This window comes from Actinomycetota bacterium (assembly GCA_030018275.1).
GTDB lineage: Bacteria > Actinomycetota > Aquicultoria > Subteraquimicrobiales > Subteraquimicrobiaceae > Subteraquimicrobium.
In genome coordinates this window covers 15,029-15,628 of the sequence record JASEGB010000019.1, presented here as the reverse complement: position 1 = coordinate 15,628, position 600 = coordinate 15,029, and the positions used below count along the sequence as shown (strand labels likewise).

1 tRNA gene is annotated in these 600 nt (G+C 42.2%); it reads left to right on the top strand.

Annotated features, from left to right (window positions below):
• The first annotated feature begins 508 nt into the window (after positions 1–508).
• Positions 509–583 (top strand) — tRNA-Trp (locus tag QMD66_07080).
• Positions 584–600: the final 17 nt, after the last annotated feature.

The window sequence follows — 600 nt, the reverse complement described above, 5'->3', positions numbered from 1 at the left end:
TATTGAGGAAGCAGAGACATGATGTGGAGATATTTAGAGGAATAGTAAGAGGGTATGGCGATTTCCTAGATATTATTGGAGAGGGTATAAAACCTTCCACAGTTGGCTTAAAGAGCGAGAGAGAAAGTATAGGAATAGAGAAGTGAAGGTAGTCCTTGTAGCTGAGAGGAGGAATAAACTAACCCGCTAGCATATTTAGTGATTGTAACCGGCTCATATTGGGAGTGTGTCCAAAAGCCGGTTTTTTTGTCTATGGGCATAGATAGAGAGAAAAGAGATGCACTAAGGAAGGCACACTCCTCTATATGCCAGAAATTGATCCATTGTCAAAGAATGCATTCTATGTTAATCTTTTTCTGCTTTTTGGGTAAAATCCTTAAAGAATGCTAAATATGTCTCTAAACATGGTTATAATGCTGCAACAAGGTGGAAGGGACTCAGCTGCTTAGGATCGCAGCAAATTGACGATTGGAAACGCGCTAAGTTATACTATTTTTGGTTGTTGAGGAGGCCTGTAGCTCTAACTGGATAGAGCGCCGGACTCCAAATCCGGAGGTTGGGGGTTCGAGTCCCTCCAGGCCTGCAGTTTCAAATGTTGTG